Source organism: Streptococcus sp. 27098_8_134, assembly GCF_041431675.1.
Lineage (GTDB): Bacteria > Bacillota > Bacilli > Lactobacillales > Streptococcaceae > Streptococcus > Streptococcus sanguinis_R.
This window is the reverse complement of sequence record NZ_JAPVYD010000002.1, coordinates 486,805-502,188: the sequence shown is the minus strand read 5'-3', so window position 1 is coordinate 502,188 and position 15,384 is coordinate 486,805. Positions and strand designations below refer to the sequence as shown.

Sequence of the window (15,384 nt, the reverse complement as noted above, 5' to 3'; positions counted from 1 at the left end):
TACAATCTCCTTATGGAGGCAAGAGTCTGATAATGTCGTCATAAGAATAGGCGGTATAGGTCGGCTGAAAAAGATTTTTATTTTCTAGCTGCTTGGGATTGTACCAGATAGAGTCCAATCCAGCATTATTAGCACCAGCAATATCTGCAGTCAAAGAATCTCCAATCATCAAAGTCTGAGACAGGTCAAAATCTGGTATCTGCTCTGCTATTTTTTCATAAAACAAGGCTTCGGGCTTCTGAGTCCCCATCTGCTCCGAGATGAAAATATGGTTAAAATAGGGCGCAATGTCGGAATGGGCCATGCGACCGTTCTGAATAGCCGTGATGCCATTGGTCGCTCCGTAAATCTCATAATCAGCTTCTGTCAGACTGTCCAAAAGCTCGCTAGCACCAGCGTAGGTTTGCCCTTGCTGAGCAATATGCTGCTGATAGAGAAGGGCTAACTCGGCGCCATCCTTCTCAATGCCAAAATGAGCGAAAAGACGAGAAAAGCGAGTATTGACTAGCTCAGGCTTGGTGATTTTCCCCTGCTCCAGATCCCGCCAAAGCCCCTTGTTCATGGGGATATAATAGTCTTTGTAGGTCTGAATCTCCGTCACGCCCTGCTCCTCCAAAAAATGAGTCAAGGCGATGTCTTCTGCCGTATCAAAATCCAGCAAGGTATGGTCAAGGTCGAAAAGTAGGAATTTGTATGACAAGGTAGAAGTCCTTTCTGTAACTGTAGTAGCTTCATTATACCACAATGCATAAAAAAACCAGCCGCTCAAAAATGAACGGCTGATTTCTAATCTATTTCACCACAGGTATCCAGAGTGCCATTTGATAGTTTGGTGGCTATTGTTTTGATTCTGCTGCATTTCCAAACAGCATCTTCGCTTTTCCCACTTCTTCTACTCTACTTTATAGCGAAGGCACAAATCTCTAAATTTATTATCTAGTGCTGCAATATCAAACAAGACTTCTGATAGTTTCTGGTAATCTTCCTTGATACAACATAGATGAGCTTGGCCGAACAACTTTGCTAAATTTTCTTTTAGTTCAGATCTGACCGTATCGTGGTCTTTTAAGAAGTTGCTCATGTATAAATTTCTGATAGAAGCTAATTTGAAACTAAAGTATTGATGAAGATGTTTTTGTTCTTCATTCAAGCCATTGTTCGCTACCGACTTAGCATATCTTGCTATCACATTCTCCTCGCCGTGCTCATATCGTTGCTTCATCAACATAGATGTTTTCTGATAAATCTCTTTGGAAGTTGGAGATTTGATTTTTTTGAAGTTTCCCCACATGGAGAAAGAACCTCTTTTATAGTCAATGTTTTTAGCTTCCCAAGCATTCGCAAATTCTGACAAACTCATTTTCATACAAGCAAAGCCTGCTGGATCATGGAAATAGATAAACTCATCATCTAGATCATAAACTGAAACAAAATGGTCCACCCCATACAAATGGATATGATTGGGATTATAAGTCAGATAACCCATATCCAAAGGACCAAGAGCAAGAGACCCGCTGAGCAAGAACTTACTTAACATTTCTCTGATAGAGAGAAGATTCACTGTATTAGAATCCTTTATATAGTATTCGTCATATGTAAAACCCAGAATGTTTAAAGAATGACTGATAGAACTATCTGGCATCCCATTATCAAAGAAGACTAAAGGGTGTTTTTCATCTTCCTTTACAATACTAGCGCCATTTCCCATTACCATAATGGCTTCCAAAAACTCAGGGCGAACATCATAACCATACGAATTCAGCACCATCGCAAGTGAATATGTATAACAAAGAGAAACATCCCCAAAATACATCTGCATAGCATCATCCTCCTCTGTAATCTGTAATCGACACCTAAAAAATAACTTGCAATCACCATTCTATTTCACCACTGGTATCCAGAGTTCCATTTGATAGTCTGGGGAGAACATATCACCCTCGGTGTAAACTTCAAAATCTGGTGCTCCTGAGTGGCGATAACCTGTTTCTGGGAAAAAGGCTTCCAAGACATATTTCCAAGCATGGTGGATACTTGCGGGAATTGCTCCTTTGACTGGTACGATGGCATATTCAGCTTCCGGGATTTCCTTGATTGACAGACCTAGTTCTTCTGCTTTCGCTTTATCCGCCACATCATAAGCGACCATATAGTTGATGATTTCGCCTTCTTTGACATCCGAGCAGACGCCAAAAGATTGGCCACTGCCCAGACTTTCCAGGCTTTCAAAGCTGTGATTGGCATAGAGCTGCTCCCATGCAGACGGGCACTGGCTATTGTCAATAGCTTCTAATAGGACGCCAGCCACAGTAAAAGCAGGTTTCTTTTGAATCTTGATATCCATGTTCTTTCCTCCTGTAATCTTTAAGGATAATTGAAGTCTAGGAAAGACGCGATAAGGTTTTCCATTTCGAACTTCTGAGGGAGTCGCACCATGGAATTTTTTGAAGGCTGCGCTGAAGGCATCCGAAGACTCATAGCCGTATTTGAGTGCTATGTCAATGACTTTCTCAGAGCTTTCCCGCAAGTCCGTTACAGCTTCTGACAGCCTACGATTGCGCAAGTATTCTGCTAAAGTCATATCTGCTAGAATAGAAAAGAGCCTGCTAAAGAGAGCATAAGAATAGCCCGATAGCTGCTGAAATTTCTGCAAATCCACTTCTGCGTCCAACTTACTTTCCAGATATTCCATGGTTCGATTGAATTGATGCATCATATTCTTTTCTTCTTACCTCCTATCTATAGTCTAACAGATATAAGATACTTCCGCCCTAGAATTTTTGTACAAGATTTAGAGGGGGATTCTACAACCTATCCCGCAGCTTCTCCACAAAAAGATAAGCCGCTGGGCAAGTCAGGGTATTTTTGATTGTTAGATGATTAATTTGATGAATCTTCTTGCGGTCTGTGTGAGGGAACTCTCGGCAGGCCTTGGGACGGACATCGTAGATCGAGCAGAGATTGTCTCCACCTAAAAAAGGGCAAGGCATAGTCTTGAAAACCTTGTCACCGTCTTCGTCCACCTGTAGAAATTCCTCTTCAAAAGCCGGCAGCTTCATCTTGAAATACTTGGCAATACGGACAATATCGGCTTCCTTAAAGTCTGGACCCAGCGTCTTACAGCAATTGGCGCAGGCTGTACAGTCAATCTCCTCAAAGACCTCATCATGAATTTGCTGGGCAATCTTATCAAGGTTTTTTGGGGGCTTTTTCTTGAGACTGGCTAAAAATTTTCGGTGCTCTTTCTGCTTTTGCAGGGCTAGCTGGTGGTATTTTTCAAGGTCGATTTCTTGAGTCATATATTTTTCTTTCTGTATTCAAATTCTTTTTATTATATCATAAAATGAGCCTTCTTAAATCTTATCAAACTCAAAGAATATGATATATTCCATCTCACAAAAAAATCTGAGAACGAGTCCCAGATTTGCTTTTTATGAACTTAGAGAGCAATCATCAAATACCGTCACTAAATGCTTTTTCCACCGTCCTTGCTGACGCTCCACGTATCTTCTATATAGGGGATAAATTCATACAGAGTGTCTTCATCGCCTTCAAAGGACATCATATAGACCTTATCGCCTTGTTTGAAGACCCAAACCGTTAGATTTTGAGTGGATTTTAAAATAACATTAATCTGAAAGGCTTCATTTCCGGCTACGGTACTCTTTGCTCCCCAAAAGTCATCGACTTCCTTATTATCCTTCCAGTGGTAAGCGATCCGCTGGGCAATGGTTTCAGCGTTGAATTCTTCACCTTCTCCAATATTGGCTTTTTCTTTTGTATAGGCATTCATCGTGACAATGTTATAGCCACTTCCATCCGTATACTGGACACTATCGCCACCATCTACGTCTGTAAACTTAATCCAATTATCAGGAATACTAATATAGCCATAATCATCAGAGCCAACCCGCTGTGTACCAGTAGTCTTTGACGATTTTTTGTCTCTACTGCTGCTACTGCTTGTATCACTGTCATCTCTCAGGGAAACCCGACTGGAAGAATCAGATGGTTTCCGACTGCTATAACTCTTGATGAGGCTACAGGAAGACAGAGACAGACCGGCTAAGATTATCAGGGAGAGCAGTAAGTACTTCTTTTTCATGGTCATTCCTTCCTAAATCTAATAAATTTTACTAATACTAGTTTACCATATTTTTAGGACGAAAGGAAAGAGAGACATTGTCACATCCGATTTCTTTTCCGTTTATAGGACTATGCTTTTTTAGCAGCCTTATTCCACTGGTACCATCCTACCAAACTGTTGATTAAATAAATCAAATATTTCCCTTGAATCTGAAGACTCTCACCCCACCAGAGGTAAATAGAAAAAATATTGGTCGCTGCCCAGAAAATCCACTGTTCACGATAAACAGCCGTCATCAGGATTTGCCCTACACCATTTGTCGCATCTGTGATTGAATCACGATAAGGACGATTAGCCCCCACAGATTGGTAAATCAAGCCAAAGACCAACCACCAAAGCACACTGAGCGATAGATATTTTGTCCATCCTTTGGCATCTAGCTTACGAGCAACAAACTCTTGCTTTTCTTTTTTGAACTGGCCTTGGTAAATCCACACCAAGAGTCCAATTGGCTGCATGATGGTAAAGTAAAGAGTCGTCAGGACCTCGCCATAGAAGCCTTTCTGCAAAGCCAAAATCAAGTAAATCACAGAATTGATCAAACCAAAGAGGTAATTGCTAGCACGTCCTTCAGAAACGAAGATCACACAGATAATCCCAGTCAGACTGCAAATCATCCCTGTCCAATCCACGATGCGATGTTCATATATCAGCTCCAGCCAGAGCGGAAAACTCCCTAGAATCAAGAGATAAACCCATTGACCTAGACTGCGATGAGCAAACAAATCGTCCCAAATAAGCTTCAAGGTACCAGAAAAGCCGAGCTTCTTCATACTAGTCACCATGCGTTTATAGCCACCAGACATTTCAGAAAGCGTCAGCTTCATGTTTGCGATTTTCTTTTGGATATAAGTATTCATTCTTTCTCCTTTTGTTTTTTAAGAGCCGTGTCAAATTGACTTACGGATGCAACGCTCTATTATTTTCGAACACGCATAAGGTCTGTCTTATACAGTGTTCACATTTTATCATATTCCTATTTCAGAAAATGTCAAGTAAAATCTAAAAAAGATTTCCTAACGTTCGGATTTCAAGAAAAGGCCTACAAATTTTTGTAAGCCTTTTTGCTTGGATTTGATAGTAGTCGAACGTTTTTTCTGATTTATCACTATCTTTTTGTGAAACATAATTAGCTTCTACACTGAAAAAAACAAGAGACTTAATAAATAGGCCTCTTGTTTTTTAAACTATTATTCGCTGACTGCTCCCTTGCCATCAAGGCTCCAAGTATCTTTCATGTTTGTAATGAAATCATCAAGAGTTTCTTCGTCGCCTTCAAAGGATAGTATATAGACTTTGTCATCTTTTTGGAAAACTAATGTATTAGCAAGTTGTCCCGATTTCAGAATGATGTTTATTTGAAAGGCTTCTATTCCTGAGACAGTACTTTTAGAGCCCCACATCTTCTCAATATTATCTTTTTGACTCCAATTATAGGCTACATGCTGAGCAATTGTTTCTGCATTGAAAGTCTCACCATCTGCTACTTCAGCTTCTGCCTTGGAAACAGCATTCATGGTAACGATATTATAAGCAGAACCGTCGGTATATTGGATAAGTCCCTCAACCTCTGCATCAAAAAATTTAATCCATTTACTTGGGATATCGATATAACCAAACTCTGGAGAACCAACACGTTTTGTTTCTTGATTGGTTTTGTTCTTGCTTTTTTTAGAAGAAGAATTTGAAGACTTCTTTTTCACTTGTGCACTGGAACTGGTTGAAGAACTAGATTGACCAGTCTTTTGTCCAGAATTGGCACACGATGCAAGAGTAAGTGAAGTTAATACCAGAACTGCTCCAATCAGATATGATCGTTTCATGATTTTCTCCTTTTGGGATATATTACCTAGAGATATAAAGCTTTATTCCTCATCCATACTCAGGACACTGAGGAAGGCTTCTTGTGGGACTTCGACAGATCCAATAGCTTTCATCCGTTTTTTACCAGCTTTTTGTTTTTCTAGGAGTTTGCGCTTCCGGGAAACGTCACCACCATAACACTTGGCTAAGACATTCTTACGCAGAGCCTTGATGTCTGTCCGAGCTACGATTTTCTGACCGATAGCGGCCTGAATAGGTACTTCAAACTGCTGACGAGGAATGATTTTCTTGAGCTTGTCTACAATCAGCTTACCACGCTCATAGGCAAATTCCTTGTGAACGATAAAGCTGAGAGCATCAACCTTGTCGCCATTGAGGAGAATATCCATCTTCACCAGCTTGGACGAGCGATACTCGGAGATTTCGTAGTCAAAGCTAGCATAGCCACGAGTAGAGGACTTGAGCTTGTCAAAGAAGTCAAAGACGATTTCAGCAAGCGGGATTTGATAGATGACATTGACCCGATTATCATCGATATATTCCATGGTCACAAAGTCACCGCGCTTGCGCTGAGCCAACTCCATCACCGCTCCGACAAATTCCTGCGGTACCATAATCTGCGCCTTGACATAAGGTTCCTCAATGGAATCAATCTTGGTCGGGTCCGGAAACTCGCTCGGATTGGACACATCCAGAGAGGCACCATCTGTCATATTGACCTTATAAATAACGGATGGAGCCGTCATGATTAAATCAATATTAAACTCACGCTCCAAACGCTCCTGAATAACATCCATGTGCAGCAAGCCCAAGAAGCCACAACGGAAACCAAATCCTAACGCCTGCGATGTTTCTGGCTCAAACTGCAGACTGGCATCGTTTAGCTGGAGCTTTTCGAGAGCCTCGCGCAAATCGTTATATTTATTGGACTCGATAGGATAGAGACCAGCAAAAACCATCGGGTTCATCTGCTTGTAGCCGGCTAATGGCTCTGCAGCTGGATTGTCCGCCAAGGTCACTGTATCTCCGACCCGGGTATCCTGTACCGTCTTGATAGAAGCCGCGATATAGCCAACATCCCCAGTAGCCAAGAAAGCACGACCGATGGCTTTCGGAGTAAAGATGCCGACCTCAGTCACGTCAAAGGTCTTGCCATTGCTCATGAGCTGAATGGTATCCCCCGGCTTGACCACGCCGTCCATCACCCGCACTTGCAGGATTACCCCACGATAGGCATCATAGACTGAGTCAAAAATCAAGGCTTTGAGTGGTGCTTCAACATTTCCAGTCGGAGCTGGAACTTTTTCCACAATCTGCTCTAAAATTTCCTCAATTCCGATGCCAGCCTTGGCAGAAGCTAACACGGCTTCGCTAGCATCCAACCCAATCACGTCTTCAATCTCTGCCCGTACCCGCTCTGGATCCGCAGCTGGCAGGTCAATTTTATTGATAACAGGCAGGATTTCCAAGTCATTGTCCAGCGCTAGATAGACATTTGCCAAGGTCTGAGCTTCAATCCCCTGAGCCGCATCCACAACCAAAATAGCCCCTTCACAGGCCGCTAATGACCGAGATACTTCATAGGTAAAGTCCACGTGTCCCGGCGTGTCAATGAGGTGGAAGATATAGGTTTCGCCGTCCTTGGCAGTATAATTGAGCTCGATGGCATTGAGCTTAATGGTGATACCGCGCTCCCGCTCCAAGTCCATGCTGTCCAAGAGTTGGGCCTGCATTTCCCGGCTGGAAACCGTCTCCGTCGCCTCCAAAATCCGGTCGGCCAAGGTTGATTTTCCGTGGTCAATGTGGGCAATGATGGAGAAATTGCGGATCTTCTCCTGACGTTTTTTCAAATCTTCTAAATTCATTTGTCTCATCCTTTTAGGGTATTCTATTTATTATAACACAAGACCAGTGATTTTTCCTATAGACTCGGACTTTCTCTATAAATTATGCTATACTAGTCAGAGAATAATTTTGGAGACACTTTATGATTAAAATTCTTGCACTTGATATGGACGGCACCTTGCTCAACAGCAAAAAAGAAATTCCCCAGGCTCACATCGAAGCTCTGCACCGAGCTATTGAAAAAGGAGTAAAATTGGTTCTCTGCACAGGCCGTCCCTTAGTCGGCGTCAAGCCCTATTATGACAAGCTGGGTCTTGCACAAGAAAACGAATATGTCATCGTGGACAATGGCTGCGCTACACATCAGACCAGCGACTGGAGTTTGGTGGACTGGCAAGAGCTTAGCGGTCAGGATATTCGCTATCTCTACAGCCTGTCTGAAAATAGCCCTGTCCAGCTGACTCTCTTTGATGAGGAGCATTATTTCGTCGTCGGAGAAAAAGCCAGTTCCTATGTCGTGAATGATGCTAGCCTAGTATTCACCACTCCAACCGAGATTAGTCTGGAAGAGGCTTGCAGCGGTAAACACAGAATGTTTCAAGCTATGTTTTTAGGCAGCCAAGAGCAAGTAGATGCTTTTGAAGCCGACTTTGGCCAAGAAATCTGCCAGAGTTTCAGCGGTGTTCGCTCCCAGCCAGTCATTTACGAGGCCATGCCGTCCGGTGTGACAAAAGCCTTTGCCCTAGAGCGATTGGCTAAACAATTGGACGTCAATCCTCAGGAAATCATGGCAATCGGTGATGCCAACAACGACATCGAAATGCTGGAATATGCTGGCCTCGGTGTTGCCATGGGAAATGCTTCAGACCATGTCAAAAGCCTAGCCGATGCCGTCACAGACAGCTGTGAAGAAAATGGGGTTGCTACTGCTATTGAGAAATTTATTTTGAATCCGTAAAAGTATAAATCCCCAGAAGTAAAACTTCTGAGGATTTTGTTTTCAGTCTAAGAATTAGCCTGCTTTGAGGCTAATTTTTTCTTTATTTAATAACAGCAAAACCAGCTGTCCAGTTGATTTTCTCACGTACAGCAAGTGTTATTTGCAAGAACCCCATTGCCTCTAATTCACGGGCACGTTTGAGCTCGCCCGCATCAATCGTATCTAAACCACCTTCTTGGATATATCCAACAAGAATCTTCTTAGCTTCTTGGTCAGCCGATGCCAATTGAACAATTGTTTTTTCTTTACCAGCGACTTGTTTCGAAGCAATTGTCGCCGCAAAATTTGTGTTAAAAGCTTTGACCACACGAGCTTCAGGAATTAACTTAGCAATTTCTTCTGCTGCTGAACTCCCAGCCGGTGTAAGCAATTCATCCATATTCTCAAAGTTTACAGGGTTAGAAATATCTACTAAGATTTTTCCAGCGAGCGATGCTTTATTAGCTTCAAGAATGCTTGCAATTGCGGCGTATGGAACAGCCAATACAACAATATCACCCGCACGTTTTGTAAGACCTTCTTTCCCTACAAAATCAACTTCATGTCCACCTGAAGTGAATACACTTGCGATTGCTTGTCCCATATTTCCTTGTCCAAAAATTGTAATGTTTGCCATAATATGTTCCTCCTTTTAAGTTACAATTTTTTTGTTGTAATTTTATTTGTTGCATCTAAAATTACAACACATAGAATTGTAATGTCAATAATTACAACTCGGGAAATTTTAAAAAATTTCGAGTTCCTAAAATCACTAGTATTTTTTCCAAAATAACATACAAAAAAGCTAGTCATAATATCTAGACTAACTATGTTTAGGGAGCAAACATAGTTTAGAGTTTAGCAGCCCTTGAATTGCTTCCCATTTTTCGAGAATGAAACAGTCACTTACCAAGACATTCGGCAGTTTTGAAAACATGGACTTGAAACAAAAAAGGAAGAGTGCTGTATCTTCCTTTTTTGTGCTATGGTCTTGGTACTTGGAAATCAGAAAATTTCTATTCCTTTCTCTTTCAGATTTTCCAAGCATTCTTGCAGATAGGTTGTGTCATGCTCCGGATAAATGGGATGTTCGAGCTCCTCAGCCGGCAACTTCTGGTAAGGCGGGCAGGTCTTGCCACGGTAGTCCTTATCCAGCCAAAGGCTATCCGGCTGATAGCCCCGTCGTTGCATCTCCTCCATAATCAAGAGATGATAAGCATACAGGCAATAAGGGCTGTGCTCAAAAACATAGTTGACCGTCGCATGCGGCTTGCCCCAACCTCGTCCACGTAAGGCTGCACACTCTCGGTGCTGGCCTAAAAGCTGCTGGCGCGGAAGTTTTTCAATTAAATCTTGGTGCCAAAGTCTCACGGTTTTCTCCTTCTAGAATAATCTTATAAAATCATCAATGAATATGAACAATCAGCTCTTGGGCAGTTTTCCAGCTTTCTCCAGCATTTTCTTGACAAAATATGGCATCTTAACATTCTCACGCCCTTTTTTCTCAATCAGTTTCTTGACGAAATCTGGTATTTTCAGCTCTTCATCCTCTGCAAGAATCTGGCTGCTCTCCTCCGACGGCTGTAATTCATCGAAGGTTTCTTCTTCTGGAAAACATTCTTTGAAGGGGTCATGCTCATGGCGGCGGATACTTTGAATCAGGGCATCAATTAGACGGTCATCTGCATTGGGCATAGGCGGTCTATGATAGGCAACTCCCAGATCTTCGCAAAGTTCCTTGCACTCCACGTCATTGTCAAAAAGGACCTCTATATGCTCACTGATAAAGCTAATCGGCACAAAAATATAATGCTGCGGATGCGTTTCTTGCTGGCGCATGTAGTCCAGCACATCAGGCTTGATCCAAGGGAGTCCGATGTCACTCTCACTTTGCCAAACATTGAGATAATCCTCTTCTGTCAGACCTAATCTTTCAGCAATCAAGCGGGCATTGTCATAAATCTGATCAATGTAAGGATCTCCGAAATCCAAGGCCAGAATAGGCACACTGTGGGCTGAGAAGAAAATCTTGAAGGTCTCTTCTCTAACCTCTTCTGCAAGAATCTTTCTCAGCTCCTCTGCCCAATAATCAAGAATAGCTTCTTCCTGATACCATTCCTTAATGATATTAAAGCGGATGGAATCACTCTGAATAAACTTCTCATAGCCCATGACAGAATAGTAAGAAAAATGCGGCTCTAGAATCAAACAGATACATTCCTCAATACCATCCTCTTCCATCTGCTCAATCACATCTGAGATAAAAGGACGTGAGAATTTATTGGCAAAATAAACCGCATACTCACCAGACAAACGCTGACGGACCTTTTCCACCTCTTCTAGACTGATACGCTGCAGAGGCGTTCCGCCAATGAGGACATAGTTATCATAGAGGGTCTGAATTTCATGGTCTTGCGGCCTGACACCGCGGCGAATATTGGTAAAAAATTCAGCCACTCCCTCAAAGCTAATCTCCTCTGGCGAGCCAAAAGTCATCATTAGAATTGCTTTCTTCATCATCTTTCCTCTTCAGTCACTCCGAGAAAGCCAAGCTGGCTTTCCAATGACTTGTTTGTAATCACTTTCATTTTAACATCTTAAAAAAGACTTGAATAGACCAAAAAACCTATTCCTTGAAAAGAATAGGGAAATTTAATAATTCAGATATTTTAATATTAGAGATATGCTTTAATGGTTTGTTGAGTTTTCCAGTTATAAATCAACCTTAAGCAGCCGCGCCAGCTCTTGATAGAGAATCTCTGTAGGCTGATATTCTTTGCTTTGCTGGGCAAGAGTTTTCAACTGAGACCAGTTCGTGCGATTCGTCAATTCCTTAAAAAGTCGCAGCACTTCAGTATCAGTTTTTCTGCGAGAAACCAGCCCTACTTGAGCTAGCTCAGCACGAACGGCATTGTCAAACTGGTCATAATCCTGCGGCAAAATGAGACTTGGAATCTCATGCTCAATACAGGCCATCATGATACCTGTCCCTGCATGGTGAATTGCAAAATCTATCTTATCCAGAATATCTGTATAGGGCAGATAGTCAAAGAGCAGCAGGTTTTCCGCCAGTCTGTGCGGAGGATTCTCCAAGCCACTAGCTTCTCCCAAGGTGACGTAAAAAAGATAGTCTGGGTAGAGTTTGCTTAGCTTTTTCGCCCGCTCCACCATGCGCTCCTTCTCCCATTTTAAATGCGTTCCGCAAGTCACTAAAACCCGCTTCTTATCAGTCTCAAAATAAGACTCATGATCTGTAGGCAGGCGATCAAAGGACAGGCATTTGTAGCCAACCCAGTGAAGGTGCTTAGGAAAATCATCTCGAAACTCCAGCTCTTTCATGCCCAAAGCCAAGATAGAGTACGGCGAATAAATGGCTTCTGTACCATCTTCCCGATAGAGTTTAAAATCTTGATAGTCTCCCAAACTCTTCTGGACCAAAGCAAAGGCCATTTTCTTTCCACAGCGAATAGCTTGCCTGCCTAAGGCATCTCTGAATTGGTACAGGGCACCCTGATGAGGTTTCCAGCCCCCTAAATAGGTCGGAGTTGTCGTCCGGCACTCAATCGCAACCGGACTCGGAATCGTGGTTATCCATGGAATACCAAAGCGATCAGAAATCAGGCCTGCTGGCGAAGCAACAAAATCCGCTATGACCAAATCCGGTTTACCATCCTCTTGCCAAATTCGATTTAATTCGTCTATAACTTCTGGAATTAGTCTGGAATTGGCCCGAAACTGCTGATAGGCAATCAGAAGATTGCTTTGCTGCGGAGTATTGGCGATGTCTTCCATCACTGTCGGCCTTTCTGGAAAGAGGGCTAGACAGTCAAAACCAATTTCCTCTACTAGCTCTTTCTTTTGGCAGCCAGTGATGACCCGAATGCGAAAACGTGGATCCGCTAGCAGAGGCTTGACTAAGGTCAAAGTAGGCAGCAGGTGGCCACTAAATGGCACACTAATCACATCAATCTTTATCACTTTTTCTAATCCATTCATAAACTAATCCTTTCACATCTTCCCTATATTCATAATCAAAATGGTTGCTATCCACCATCACATCGGCTGGATGGCCATCTAAAAATCTGCTGTAAATATCCTTCCTGCCCTTGATGACCAGCAAGTCAATATCATTGCGATTTAGGAGTCTCCGTGAAACAGGCCCTAGCGCAATCACTCTCAGTCTGAAGGGCAGATTTTCCTCACCCAAATCCTCCAGCCACTGGGTCAGCATATTGAGCCCCGAGCTCTTGCAGATAATGACAGCCTCCTCAGCATCCAGTAAAGGAGACAAGTGACGCTGCAAAGCCTCCTTAAAGCGAGAATTGTAGAGAGTATGCCAATAGTAACGGATATTGGAAATGGAAGCTGTTAACAAGGAAACTTGGGTTTGTCTCCCATGCTCAAATCCCTGATTAAATGGAAAATTACTGGGCACCACTGAGAAATCCGATGGACAAATCTGGTCAAGAAACTCAAGCTGTCCTGCAGTCAGACTAGCACTCTCCAAATGACTGCTGCCACTGAGAAAAAGCAAGACCTTGCTAGATTTCAACATGGTTTGTTCTAGCGACAGAGTATTCATCTTATCCAAGTACTGCTTCATCTTACTCATAGCGAATTTTCCCATCCGTCACTCGAATCTTCCTTCCCCGCCAGTTAATCAAGGGCTGACTAAGCAAGACATAGAGGAAAAGCCAAGGCAAGACTAGGTCATTCAGCACTTCGTAAAACACCTCATCAGGATGTGGCCGACCGGATAGAATGTAACGACGATAAGCCAGCATCCAAACCGCCTTGACCAAGAGCAAAAGCAAAGCCAGCAGCACAAAAGGCCAGCCAAAAAAGAAACTAATGAGCAAGGCAGGAAAGGACAGAAAACTAGGAAGAACAATTAAAATAATAACCTTCCAGTCCAAGTGCTCTTTCAGATAGATAGAGCTAAAAAGCAGCCAACGCTTCATTTGCAGCAAATATTGCTTGGCATCCTTGATGGTAGTCCGCACATTACAGGTCACCCGTGTCTGGATAATCTCCACTCCCTTGCTGCGCAGAAAATCTGCTACAGCCAAATCATCACATAGATAGTCTTTAATAGCACTGAAAAGCTTCTGCTCTCTAGCCAGTTCAAGTGGCAGGATGTAGAACATTCCATTAATCGAGTGATTGGCTTTGACCTCTGCCATGGTAAAGTAGGTAATGAAAGAATTGCCATTGACAAAAGCTGCCACTAGCTTGGACCAGAAATTACTTCGCTCTTGATTATAGGGAATGCCGGTCAGAATAACATTCTCACCCAGATAATCTGTCAACTCCCCCATTTTTGAAAAATCAATAACACTGTCGTCATCGAGAACAATCAGATATGGCCGGGTCAGCTCATCTATAATCTGCTCAATCTTATAGCTCTTAGGATTAATCCCTTGAGGGACATCCTCCATGAGAAAAACGCGAATACGCTGGGCATAAGAAGGATTTTGACAAATCTTGTCAGCTACTCGCTGAGCCTCAGGGTCAGATTGATCAATCAGCCAGTAAAACTCAACCGCTTCTGTCTGTTGGAGATTGGCCAATAAATCATTTTCCAAACGAGGGTCACCAGATAGGATGGGCTGAACCACCGTATAAAGCTCCTCTTGAAAGTCCGATGAAGAGCTCTGCCCTTTTTTCAAATAAGTCAAAGACAAAAGCCAACGCAAGATAAAGAGAAGCAGGTAAGCAGCAGCCAGCAAGAAAAAAATAAGTTTCATGATCAAAGCCCCTTTCGTAGATAAGCGCCAATCCAACGGATAATCCATCTTTGCGGAAGTAGCTTCATGAGCCAAGCCAGTAGCCGATATCTCTTGCCCACTATCGCATAAGAACGACCTTGCTGGAGCAGTCCGATGATGCGTCGTGCCGATATCTCTGGGCCCATCTGTAATTTAGCACCACCCAAAGCATCCTGCAGCTCTGGAGGAAAGATGGCAGTCCGAACCGGTCCCAGTATATAAAGACAAACTCTCATTTCAGAGCCTTTGAGGCTCAGCTCTTCTTGCAAGGCTAGACAGTAAGTCTGCAAAGCGGCCTTACTAGCGCTGTAAGCCGCCAGATAAGGATGGGGACAAAGTGCCGCTAGTGATGAAAGCTGGACAAGTCTTATCTTGCAATTACGCTCCGCAACTTGCTTGATCAACCGAATCGGTGCTTGGTAATTGACCTGCCAGAGGGCATTTTCAGCAGCTTCTGAAAGAGATAGCGCTGGACCAAAATTCGCCAGACCGCAGCAATTAATCAGTAAATCTGCCTCTAGCTGCTGAGCAAAATCGTCTACCGCAGCCGTATCCAGCAAATCCAATACTCTGTAGGAAAGCTTGGCCTTGACTCCAGACAAGTCCTCTTGCAGTTGAGTGAGCTTTGCTTTATCTCTGCCAACCAAGACCAGCTGGTCTGTCCTTGTAGCCAGTTCCCTAGTCAACTGACGACCTATACCTCCCGAAGCCCCCAAAATCACAGCTTTGCTGATTGTTTTTTCCATTTGCATAGATATAGTTTACCAGATTTTGACAAGATATAAAACTAATTGCTAGATTTTGCCTTTGCCCTCAAGAAACGA

At 42.9% G+C, this 15,384-nt stretch carries 16 protein-coding genes; 1 reads left to right on the top strand and 15 read right to left on the bottom strand.

Going from position 1 to position 15,384, the window contains the following annotated elements; genetic code table 11:
• Nucleotides 1–10: 10 nt before the first annotated feature.
• The 8 genes from O3620_RS06990 to lepA form a co-directional block, all read right to left on the bottom strand.
• Entirely contained in the window at nt 11–700 is a 690-nt protein-coding gene (locus O3620_RS06990; protein ID WP_032913092.1) for a YjjG family noncanonical pyrimidine nucleotidase, read from the bottom strand.
• Between the two features lie 192 nt (nt 701–892).
• Nucleotides 893–1,819, bottom strand: coding sequence for a hypothetical protein (locus O3620_RS06985; RefSeq protein WP_002918885.1), 927 nt, complete (start codon nt 1,817–1,819; stop codon nt 893–895).
• Between the two features lie 60 nt (nt 1,820–1,879).
• Nucleotides 1,880–2,713 (bottom strand): AraC family transcriptional regulator, encoded by an 834-nt coding sequence (locus tag O3620_RS06980; protein ID WP_002903028.1) that lies wholly within the window; start codon nt 2,711–2,713, stop codon nt 1,880–1,882.
• A gap of 88 nt (nt 2,714–2,801) precedes the next feature.
• Nucleotides 2,802–3,296: a YkgJ family cysteine cluster protein gene (locus O3620_RS06975; protein ID WP_002903029.1), complete on the bottom strand. Its 495-nt coding sequence runs from the start codon at nt 3,294–3,296 to the stop codon at nt 2,802–2,804.
• Nucleotides 3,297–3,463: 167 nt separating this feature from the next.
• Nucleotides 3,464–4,108, bottom strand: a complete 645-nt coding sequence (locus O3620_RS06970; protein ID WP_002903030.1) for a hypothetical protein — start codon at nt 4,106–4,108, stop codon at nt 3,464–3,466.
• Between the two features lie 104 nt (nt 4,109–4,212).
• On the bottom strand, nt 4,213–5,004 hold the full coding sequence (pnuC, locus tag O3620_RS06965; protein ID WP_002895303.1) for a nicotinamide riboside transporter PnuC: 792 nt from the start codon (nt 5,002–5,004) through the stop codon (nt 4,213–4,215).
• Nucleotides 5,005–5,334: 330 nt separating this feature from the next.
• Entirely contained in the window at nt 5,335–5,967 is a 633-nt protein-coding gene (locus O3620_RS06960; RefSeq protein WP_002912622.1) for a hypothetical protein, read from the bottom strand.
• A gap of 42 nt (nt 5,968–6,009) precedes the next feature.
• Nucleotides 6,010–7,833 (bottom strand): translation elongation factor 4, encoded by a 1,824-nt coding sequence (gene lepA / locus O3620_RS06955; RefSeq protein ID WP_032913405.1) that lies wholly within the window; start codon nt 7,831–7,833, stop codon nt 6,010–6,012.
• 122 nt (nt 7,834–7,955) lie between these two features.
• Between lepA and O3620_RS06950 the strand changes: the two genes are divergently transcribed.
• Nucleotides 7,956–8,771: a Cof-type HAD-IIB family hydrolase gene (locus O3620_RS06950; RefSeq protein WP_371601573.1), complete on the top strand. Its 816-nt coding sequence runs from the start codon at nt 7,956–7,958 to the stop codon at nt 8,769–8,771.
• An 82-nt stretch (nt 8,772–8,853) separates the two neighbouring features.
• Here the strand turns inward: O3620_RS06950 and O3620_RS06945 are convergent, their stop codons facing one another.
• From O3620_RS06945 to O3620_RS06915, 7 genes are all read right to left on the bottom strand, one after another.
• A complete protein-coding gene (locus tag O3620_RS06945; protein WP_002912625.1) occupies nt 8,854–9,429 on the bottom strand; it encodes an NADPH-dependent F420 reductase in 576 nt (191 codons plus the stop codon).
• A gap of 368 nt (nt 9,430–9,797) precedes the next feature.
• Nucleotides 9,798–10,163 carry a TIGR02328 family protein gene (locus O3620_RS06940; RefSeq protein ID WP_002900201.1) on the bottom strand — a complete coding sequence of 122 codons (366 nt, stop codon included), beginning with the start codon at nt 10,161–10,163 and terminating at the stop codon, nt 9,798–9,800.
• A 51-nt stretch (nt 10,164–10,214) separates the two neighbouring features.
• On the bottom strand, nt 10,215–11,309 hold the full coding sequence (gene hemH / locus O3620_RS06935; protein WP_202617597.1) for a ferrochelatase: 1,095 nt from the start codon (nt 11,307–11,309) through the stop codon (nt 10,215–10,217).
• Between the two features lie 195 nt (nt 11,310–11,504).
• A complete protein-coding gene (locus O3620_RS06930) occupies nt 11,505–12,788 on the bottom strand; it encodes a glycosyltransferase (protein ID WP_002912627.1) in 1,284 nt (427 codons plus the stop codon).
• On the bottom strand, nt 12,757–13,404 hold the full coding sequence (locus tag O3620_RS06925; RefSeq protein ID WP_032912896.1) for a hypothetical protein: 648 nt from the start codon (nt 13,402–13,404) through the stop codon (nt 12,757–12,759). Before O3620_RS06925 ends, O3620_RS06930 begins: the two co-directional genes overlap by 32 nt.
• Nucleotides 13,397–14,539 carry a glycosyltransferase gene (locus tag O3620_RS06920; protein ID WP_002918880.1) on the bottom strand — a complete coding sequence of 381 codons (1,143 nt, stop codon included), beginning with the start codon at nt 14,537–14,539 and terminating at the stop codon, nt 13,397–13,399. Before O3620_RS06920 ends, O3620_RS06925 begins: the two co-directional genes overlap by 8 nt.
• A 2-nt stretch (nt 14,540–14,541) precedes the next feature.
• Complete coding sequence (locus tag O3620_RS06915) at nt 14,542–15,312, bottom strand: SDR family oxidoreductase (RefSeq protein ID WP_002912630.1); 771 nt, start codon at nt 15,310–15,312, stop codon at nt 14,542–14,544.
• Between the last annotated feature and the right edge of the window lie 72 nt (nt 15,313–15,384).